This is a genomic window from Pelotomaculum propionicicum (assembly GCF_004369225.1).
In the GTDB taxonomy this organism is placed as follows: Bacteria; Bacillota; Desulfotomaculia; order Desulfotomaculales; family Pelotomaculaceae; genus Pelotomaculum_B; species Pelotomaculum_B propionicicum.
Window position 1 is genome coordinate 26326 of sequence record NZ_QFFZ01000038.1, and the last position, 8026, is coordinate 34351.

Annotated in this window: 11 protein-coding genes and 1 pseudogene; all 12 read right to left on the reverse strand. The window is 48.2% G+C overall.

Going from position 1 to position 8026, the window contains the following annotated elements; all coding sequences use genetic code 11:
* Nucleotides 1–19: 19 nt before the first annotated feature.
* Nucleotides 20–913: a dipicolinate synthase subunit DpsA gene (gene dpsA, locus Pmgp_RS14360; RefSeq protein WP_134214668.1), complete on the reverse strand. Its 894-nt coding sequence runs from the start codon at nt 911–913 to the stop codon at nt 20–22.
* Nucleotides 914–1007: 94 nt separating this feature from the next.
* Entirely contained in the window at nt 1008–1811 is an 804-nt protein-coding gene (dapB, locus tag Pmgp_RS14365; RefSeq protein ID WP_134214669.1) for a 4-hydroxy-tetrahydrodipicolinate reductase, read from the reverse strand.
* A gap of 275 nt (nt 1812–2086) precedes the next feature.
* Nucleotides 2087–2314, reverse strand: a complete 228-nt coding sequence (locus Pmgp_RS14370) for a hypothetical protein (protein ID WP_134214670.1) — start codon at nt 2312–2314, stop codon at nt 2087–2089.
* A 16-nt stretch (nt 2315–2330) separates the two neighbouring features.
* Nucleotides 2331–3317, reverse strand: a complete 987-nt coding sequence (locus tag Pmgp_RS14375) for an SDH family Clp fold serine proteinase (protein WP_134214671.1) — start codon at nt 3315–3317, stop codon at nt 2331–2333.
* 478 nt (nt 3318–3795) lie between these two features.
* Entirely contained in the window at nt 3796–4065 is a 270-nt protein-coding gene (locus Pmgp_RS14380; protein WP_134214672.1) for a YlmC/YmxH family sporulation protein, read from the reverse strand.
* Between the two features lie 28 nt (nt 4066–4093).
* Nucleotides 4094–4429 (reverse strand): hypothetical protein, encoded by a 336-nt coding sequence (locus Pmgp_RS14385; protein ID WP_134214673.1) that lies wholly within the window; start codon nt 4427–4429, stop codon nt 4094–4096.
* A 439-nt stretch (nt 4430–4868) separates the two neighbouring features.
* A pseudogene (locus Pmgp_RS20935) lies at nt 4869–6021 on the reverse strand (IS91 family transposase).
* Complete coding sequence (locus Pmgp_RS14395; RefSeq protein WP_243119870.1) at nt 6018–6437, reverse strand: tyrosine-type recombinase/integrase; 420 nt, start codon at nt 6435–6437, stop codon at nt 6018–6020. The pseudogene Pmgp_RS20935 and the gene Pmgp_RS14395 overlap by 4 nt, the downstream one beginning before the upstream one ends.
* A complete protein-coding gene (locus Pmgp_RS14400) occupies nt 6403–6633 on the reverse strand; it encodes a hypothetical protein (RefSeq protein WP_134214674.1) in 231 nt (76 codons plus the stop codon). Before Pmgp_RS14400 ends, Pmgp_RS14395 begins: the two co-directional genes overlap by 35 nt.
* Nucleotides 6626–6832: a tyrosine-type recombinase/integrase gene (locus Pmgp_RS14405; protein ID WP_134214675.1), complete on the reverse strand. Its 207-nt coding sequence runs from the start codon at nt 6830–6832 to the stop codon at nt 6626–6628. The genes Pmgp_RS14400 and Pmgp_RS14405 overlap by 8 nt, the downstream gene beginning before the upstream one ends.
* Complete coding sequence (locus Pmgp_RS14410; protein ID WP_134214676.1) at nt 6738–7034, reverse strand: hypothetical protein; 297 nt, start codon at nt 7032–7034, stop codon at nt 6738–6740. The genes Pmgp_RS14405 and Pmgp_RS14410 overlap by 95 nt, the downstream gene beginning before the upstream one ends.
* A gap of 288 nt (nt 7035–7322) precedes the next feature.
* Entirely contained in the window at nt 7323–7868 is a 546-nt protein-coding gene (locus Pmgp_RS14415) for a reverse transcriptase domain-containing protein (RefSeq protein WP_205078045.1), read from the reverse strand.
* Nucleotides 7869–8026: the final 158 nt, after the last annotated feature.

Below are 8026 nucleotides of genomic sequence, written 5' to 3' on the forward strand. Positions count from 1 at the left end.
CTCCGTAAACCAAAGCCAACTAACTGCCGGCTGTTACCTCCAACAAAAGCCTGGAAATAACCTGAGCCAGAATTCTGCCCGCTGTTTTAGGCGCTACTTTGCCGGGCAGCCCCGGCGCCAGGACAGCTTTTATGCCCAAGCTTTCAGCTTTCTGGAAGTCTACGCCGCCGGGTGCGGAAGCAAGATCGATGATTACCGTCCCGGGGGACAACTTTTCCAGTACCTCACCGTTTAATACCATGGCTGGGACAGTGTTAAAAATCACATCAGCCTCAGGCAGGTAAGCGGTTATGTCTTTAAAGGGCAGAGGCCTGAGGTTCAGCTCCGTAATCCTGGCCAAGTACTCAGGCCTCCTGGCCAAAACGCTGGTTTTTGCCCCCATTACCCCAAGCAGGCGTGCCAAAGTCGCACCGGTGCGGCCGAAGCCCAGAACGAAGGCGCTGCAGCCGTGAATGGTAACCGGCAGCATTTCCATGGCCATCTGTACAGCGCCTTCCGCGGTTGGTATGGAATTCAAAATAGCGACTTCATCCCTCTTCATCAGCTCAATGAGCCGCAAGCCGGCTTCTGACGCGATCTTGGCCAGCAGACGGCCAGCTACTCCAACAAAAACCGGGATATTGGCCGGAATTTTCGCTGCCAGTTCCCCGGTGAAAGGAAGAGGCTGTTCAGCCAGGGCACAGTATAGAAATCCATTTTCGTTTACTCCCGGCACCGGGAGGATAACCGTGTGGACGCCGTCAAGGCAATCACCGGGGTCACTGCAGCTAAAAACGTTTTTTAACCCGCTTTTAACAGGCAGCCCGGCAACTCTTAACAGTGCGCCACTGCCTGACAGCTCCTCTATCAGGTACAATTCCCTGGTGTCCCCGCCTAAAACGGCAATTTCCATACCATCCAGACTTATCTGCACGTCCCCCAAATCTCCTTTAAGAGACTTTGTCTCACTTTTACCAACAGTATATGAGTTTCAGGAAACGGAGGTGCCTGTTCATTCTTAAGTTGTTTTATTCAAAGAGCAGCTTGTCCAGCCCATATACCACCCTCTCCAGGTTCATTGTTTTCCGGATGGCCAAGAGGACACCCGGCATAAATGATTCTCTTGTAATGGAATCATGTCTTATGGTCAGTGTTTGTCCTAAACCGCCAAAAATCACTTCCTGGTGGGCTACAAGTCCCGGCAGCCTGACGCTGTGGATGCGGATCCCACCGTGAAACTTGCCGCCCCGGGCTCCCTCAAGTGTTTCCATTTCCGTCGGCAAACCCTGGCTGTACTCGTTTTCCCTTTGTTCGAAAATAGCTTCCGCTGTTTTAATTGCCGTGCCCGACGGGGCGTCCACCTTCTGGTCATGATGAAGCTCAATAATTTCCACGTCAGGTAAAAAACGGACAGCTTCACAGGCAAACCTCATCATAAGAATCGCACCGATGGCAAAGTTGGGCGCGATTAACCCGCCGACCCTGATTTGTTCTGAAAGCTTAACTATTTCATTGATCTGGCCAGGGTCCATGCCTGTTGCTCCGACAATCGGCCTGACCTTGTGCTCCAGACAGCAGATGGTGTTGCTGTAAACAGCCTGGGGGCCGGTAAAGTCCACAACAGCATCCGGCCGCATACGTTTTATAGCTTCTTCGAGATTATTCTCAATAGATATGCCGACTTCATCAATACCGATCAGCGGGCCGATATCGACTCCTTCACCCCTTCCGTCAACAGCTCCCACCAGATCCATGTCTTCAGCATGCCACACTGTTTTTAAAACCTCACGGCCCATGCGGCCGTAGGCCCCGGTAACCATAACCCTGATCAATTCGGCACCTCCTGTAAAAAATAGAAATGTTATTATTGACCAATCTTATATAAACTTAATTTTCTTATATCTAAAAAAATATGTCAATACAGACTATATAATTAATTATAATTTAAATAATAGATCAAATTTATAACTAAAGCTTTGAATCTATAAAATGAAACTTTATATTACACTTGTTAAACCTTGTTAATACAATAGAATCAAGTTATATTAATCAGAAATATGAACTACTCTCCCTGTTATTGAAAAGCCACTTCATAATCAAGTGGCTTTTACTGCTTCAGCTCAAGATTTGGTATATCAGTCCATGGAACCGTATTGGTTGTTTTTTGTATCTTTTCCGCAACGACCAGGCCTGCTGCCGCCCCACCTTCCCCCAAAGCACTCAGGGGCATAAAATCTGCCAGCGGGTATCCAGAGCCGCCTGTTAAAAAGTAATACTTTGTTTCATTGTTCTGGTAATTAAAGACTACCAGGTTTTTCTGTGACTTATCTGCCATACCATTAACCCCTCCTCTACGATGTTGTTCTCCACCTTTGTTTTAATATGGTTACCTTGACCTGCCCGGGCTCAGGATAATCGCGCCTTTCCAAAACACCTGAGAATATGAACGCGTCCGAGCCGTACAGAGACTCCACATACCCGCTGGTCACTTCAAACTCACTCCTTACCCCTCTAAGATGGTCCTGGGGGTTAAAAGGTTCATTGAGTGAAAGCTCCTCCGCATAATCCTGATATAAAGACCACATCAGGGGCTCAAGCCTGCTGTCCGGAAACATAACCGCAAGGTTGATTTCTCCAGCTGCTTCACGTCTGGAAATCATATGGCTGTGGGCATAAAGCTTTTCAGTAAGATTGTCCACAATATGCTCAATTCGCCCTTCAGGCGGCGGCGGCTGGCACATGGCCAGCAGTTTTTTGGCAAGTGACCTGATCAGCATATAATTGCGCTGGACATTGCCGAGCGCCAGGGGGTGAATTCTTTCCACAAGCAGTGTAAAGGCCTGGACCTGCTGGTCGATGCTGTAGGCTCCCACTTTTTCTCCCGCCAGTGCCAGGTAGGAATAAACATCTTCTATATTGACTGGAATTCTGGCGGCAGGGTTGTTGGGGTCCTGCGGGTTAAAGGCGTTAACCACACTGGGATCTATCGGGCCCAATTCCGCCATCTTGCCCATGACTATCTCATCAGCCCCAAGACAAAGCAAAGTCCCGGCGCTGTAGCACCTGTAGGGAACCAGCACACAAAAACGCGGCGTGTACTCACGTATCAGGTGTACCAACCTCCAGGGCGTCAGCACATCACCCCCGCGTGTGTAAATAAACAGGTCTATCTGTTTGGTATCCCCATACATTTCCAGGTGCCTGTAAAAAACCTGCGTAACGTCCGGGGCGATCCTGGTATTTACATTGTCGCGGTCACCGGTGATATAGCATAGAACCGAAGATCCGCGCATTTCGCAAATTTTTTTAATTATTTCAACCCTGTGCTGCCGGGCCATAGTCCGCCTCCCGTTTTTAATCTGTTTTCCTAGTTTAGTATGTCAACCAGAGGCGTTGTTAATAACAAATCCATAAATTTGGTTTAATAAAAAAGAAAAACCCATGACCTGTCACTGGTCTGAGTGTAAGCAAAACAAGATAAAACTAAGTCCATGGTGTTGAAACAAGCTGCTCCATTGCGAAGCGTCGTCAGTAAACTTAGCGAAGCTGAGGTTGCGAAATTGGATGAGCGGGGACAGCGGTCAGGCGACACACCTCTATCTGAGGCTTTTCTCTATGGACGAGGTATGTCCCCAACGTATTCCGCGAAAGCCTGAACTGAGCCAGGACGGCGAATTGAAGGCGGTCCAATTTCGCCCGAAGCGAGCTGTAGTTTACTAGACGCGGAGCAGAGGAGCCAAGCGGGTTTCAACACCATGGACGGCTCTGTATACAAACCTGACTTGCTGACCTGTCTGGGCTTAAGATCTACTTTTTTTAGACTAAGCAGCGCTTATAAAGTGGGTTGGTCTGGTCCAGCTCAACAATGATTACCTCAGCACCAACCTTCCTGACCGCCTCCCAGGGAATGATCAGGTGCTGCCTTTCTACCCATAGATTAATAAAGTTGCTTTTTCTCGGGAGTATGATCGATTGAATTTCACCTGAGTCAATATTTATAGCCATGTCGGAATCCCCCACCACACCAAGGCGGCTGCCGTTGCAAATATTAACGATTTCTTTTCCAACAAGCTCGCACATACGCATTTTCTTTCCCTCCCGCAGTCAATTGAGTTCATAGCCGGCGCCAGGCGTTCATAGCCGAAACCGCGAAGGGCTGTGCCAGTGCAATTATAATCGAGATGGCTGCCAGCGGTTCCATGCTGATGCCGCCAAAATGTACGCGGGCCGGCAGCTGTAATTCCAAAAAGGTAGCCGCTACCATCAGGGTCAGGTAAATCCCGCCAGCCACCCCAATCAGATTAGCCAGCGCCTGGGAAATCTGACTCGCCTTTGTCTCACCTATAAAACCCCAGTCCTTCTCCCGCATCAATCGCGTACGGATCCTTTCTCTTACCGAAATTACTGCCAGAAATATAACAGTAACAATCAGAACAATCCCGCCTGCCATTATTGATCACCCCCTAGGTAATTCTATTTTGGACAGGCTGGAAATATGATCCTTTCCAAAACAAAAAAACCGCCTTTGCAGCGGCAGTAGGCTATAAACTGGCAACAAACGGGGACGGTTCTTCAAGGGATCAATCGGAAGTTTTGCGCATGAGAGAGGCTCAACCATCAGATAATATCTGACTGTTGAGCCTTAACAATACCCTACACCAAAACCTTACACGCAAAATTTTTGATTGGCCCAGAAGAACGAAGTCGCGATTGGTTAACCTATGGGATTTGAATCTTTTGTTACTGAATTTAAATATTTGCTTTCTTCTATTTTATTCCTCTTTATTTGCATGCTGTGTATCTTTTTACATTAAATCGGCTTGCTTTAGACATACTTTCCCCCTCCCCACAAATGGGTTTTTGTAGTAATGTATTTAATTTCAGTAACATCATGGTGAAGCGCTTGGGTATAACAAGTGAACCACCTGCGTTTTGCCTTTACCGCATACCGGACAAACCGTTATATCCCTGCCTACAAGAGCACAAAGGATCTCAATAGTATTAAGGCCTTCATACTTTGGCTTGTAAAGAGGACTGCCGGTCAGTTTTCTGCACAGCCTAAGCTTTGTCTTTTTGTTCCGGTTGGCAAGCAGTCCATAGTGCCTGATTTTAACAAAACCTTTGGGCAGTATATGCATCAAAAAACGCCTGATAAATTCAACGCCTTTTAGCGTTAGAGTCCTTGTCCGGCTGCCGCATTTACGGTCTCTTACGGTAAATGTCACCGTATGCTCATCCATTGAAACCATCCGGTAGTTGGATATGGCAATCCGGTGCGTGTACCTTCCCAGGTATTGCACAACCGCCAGGGGACCTGAAAAAGTCTCTTTTGTGTAAGTGTACCAGTCCAGGGCATAACACCGGTCCAGTAAACCCAGGAAAAGCTTTGGACTCTGGTACTCTTGGGCATCCCCATGAAACTTAAGCAGGTTTTGGCGGAAGTACTGCTTTAAGTAGTGCAGATATTTACCGCGGAATTTTTTTGACAGTACCTTTACAGGAATAAAGAACTTTTTGCTGCTGCTTTGCCATTGGCCTAGTTTTTGTTAGCCCGCCCGCCAGTACCACCGTATGGATATGCGGATGATAGTGCAAATCCTGTCCCCAGGTGTGCAGCAGGGAAAAAAATCCAGCCTGGGCGCCCAGATATTTTTTGTCTTTGGCAAGCTCGGTAAGAGTTTCAGCAACAGCCTTGTACATTAAACCATAAAGCAGTTCCTGGTTTTGATAAATTAGTTGGTGAAGCTGCCTGGGCATTGTAAAAACCACATGGAAATATGGGGCGTTTAGAACATCTTTGCTCCTCTGGTCCACCCAAACAGCTCTGGCCACACCCTGACATAAAGGACAGTGCCGGTTCCTGCATGAATTGTAGCGTACAGCCTTATGGCCGCATTCATCACATACAACAGTGTGTCCTCCCAAAGCTGCAGTCCTGCAGCGCATGATGTCGCTAGAGGCCTTGGCTTGCTGCGTAGATGTAGTATGGCTTCGCTTGTACCTGGCATAAAATTGAAGGAAAGCTGCCTGTACGGTAGTCATTTTGTGCTGCCATAGCAGGTGTCAAGGGGGCTCTTGATACCCATAAGACTCTTTGAGGTCATGTGCAGGTAGCAGAGTGTGGTCTGTAGATGCTTATGCCCCAGCATTTGCTGGATGAACACGGGATCGATTCCATCTTCTAAGGCATGAGTGGCAAAGCAGTGCCGCAAGGTGTGGGCGGAAATATTCTGGTCCAGTTGCAGCCGGTTGCGCAACTTGATCAGGGTATTCTTTATGGTTTTAACATGAATGTGCTCTTTTTTATTTTGTCCCGGGAACAGCCAATCTTCGGGCCTGCAGCTTGCAGATGAAAGGTATTTTCTGAAATACTCTCGCAGCACAAAAAGGGCTGTATCTGATAAAATGGTATACCGGTTTGTGTTATGCCCGGGCACATTGGTTTGCCTGCGCTTCATGGGGTTGTTTGCTGCACCAGTCCAGGACGATCTCTTTGGTAAGGGAGGTGGCATTCGGATACTTCTCCAGTGTGAACTGGTCAAAGCGTTTCAGATGCCTGGCTTCGGTCACATATTTGTATCCGATGGCCTGTTTTAATTCAATGTGACTTTTGAGATGATCCTTGAAGGGGCCGGCATATTCGATCTTACACATCGCCGTTTCCCTCCTCAAGATCCAGGGCGCATTCTCTCAGTTTTCCAAGATCCACCTTCAGGTAGACTTTGGTTGAGTCGGGATCGGTATGGCCAAGAATATCACTAATGACAGAGAGGGGTGTTTCTTTTTCCAGCAGCTTGCTGGCTAAGGTATGGCGCAGGGAGTGCATTCCCCTTCTTTTTTTCAGGGTGGGCATCTTTTTTCAATAGGCCAAAATGGTGTTCAACAAAGTCAAATCCCAGTTGTTCTGAATACTCGGTTTCCCCCCGTTCTTTCGCAAATTTCGTCAGCATCTTCCAGCGTCTGCGGTAAAAGGTCAGCGTCCCTTTGGTGTAATGAAGCCTGATCATTTCCTGTTCAATGTCTTTAAGCAGTTTGGCCAGTGGTTGTTTTTGCACGGATTATTCCCCCTTAATGATGGTGTGAGCGATTTGCTCGTACCTTCATCATGGGAGATTATGCAAAGTTAAACAAAGAATATTTCAGGTTTTATCCCCTTTTCAGAGCCTTACTTTGCATAATTACTTTCTTTGCATAAGCCACCTTGAGGTGTGCCCACCGTCGTCTTTGACCATTGTCCTTCTTCGGATACTCCCGCTCTGAGCCATTTGCGTATCAGGCGAAGCACCCGTGAGTCTGCAATACGGTGCTCCATGAACTTCATCAGCCATTCGTGGTCAACGGTGTCAAAAAAAACTGCGTATGTCTGCATCCAATACCCAGTTTACTTTCCGCTGTGTGATTCCTACCCATAGTGCATCCAATGCGTTGTGCTGGCTGCGTCCCGGTCGGAATCCGTAGCTGAAACCTACAAAGTCCTCTTCGTATATCTGGTTTAGTACCCAAACTACTGCCTGTTGGACTATCTTATCCTCCAACACCGCTATGCCAATCGGGCGTTGCTTCCCGTCCGGCTTGGGTAGCCATACCCGCTTTGAGGGCGTTGCGCGATATCTGCCACTTTGTACACTCTGGTGGAGGTTTGATAAGTTTTCCTCTAAATTCTCACCGTACTGCTGCCATGTCACTCCGTCTACTCCAGGGGTCGCATTACGCTTTAAAGCATTATATGCATCCCGGAGCAGATCCACTGTGATATGGTGCATTAGGCTGGTGAAACGAAGATTCTTGTCTCTCCTCGCTGCTTCACGTATTCTGTCGAGCCCGCTCAATGCTTCCCCCTGTCTCTGTGTACAGTTCACAGTCGTCTCTTCAGAATTTCCCTTGGCCACCGGCCTTCCCTCCAGCGCCTCCGCCATTGGTCAGCCAATTTTGTTCGGCTCCTTCTTCGGTACTATACCGGTGTCTGACTTCTCGGCGGCGTACACGCCAGGATTACGGCCACGGGCCTTCCCTGGCCGACCCGCCTACGTGTCTGTCGGCGGGTGCC

Excerpts from the sequence above, each read along its gene's own strand:
- Pmgp_RS14370 (WP_134214670.1), bottom strand. The coding sequence starts at position 2,314 with ATGGCAGATAAGTCACAGAAAAACCTGGTAGTCTTTAATTACCAGAAC.
- Pmgp_RS14375 (WP_134214671.1), bottom strand. The coding sequence starts at position 3,317 with ATGGCCCGGCAGCACAGGGTTGAAATAATTAAAAAAATTTGCGAAATG.
- Pmgp_RS14380 (WP_134214672.1), bottom strand. The coding sequence starts at position 4,065 with ATGCGTATGTGCGAGCTTGTTGGAAAAGAAATCGTTAATATTTGCAAC.
- Pmgp_RS14385 (WP_134214673.1), bottom strand. The coding sequence starts at position 4,429 with ATGGCAGGCGGGATTGTTCTGATTGTTACTGTTATATTTCTGGCAGTA.
- Pmgp_RS14395 (WP_243119870.1), bottom strand. The coding sequence starts at position 6,437 with ATGAAGCGCAGGCAAACCAATGTGCCCGGGCATAACACAAACCGGTAT.
- Pmgp_RS14400 (WP_134214674.1), bottom strand. The coding sequence starts at position 6,633 with ATGTGTAAGATCGAATATGCCGGCCCCTTCAAGGATCATCTCAAAAGT.
- Pmgp_RS14405 (WP_134214675.1), bottom strand. The coding sequence starts at position 6,832 with ATGCCCACCCTGAAAAAAAGAAGGGGAATGCACTCCCTGCGCCATACC.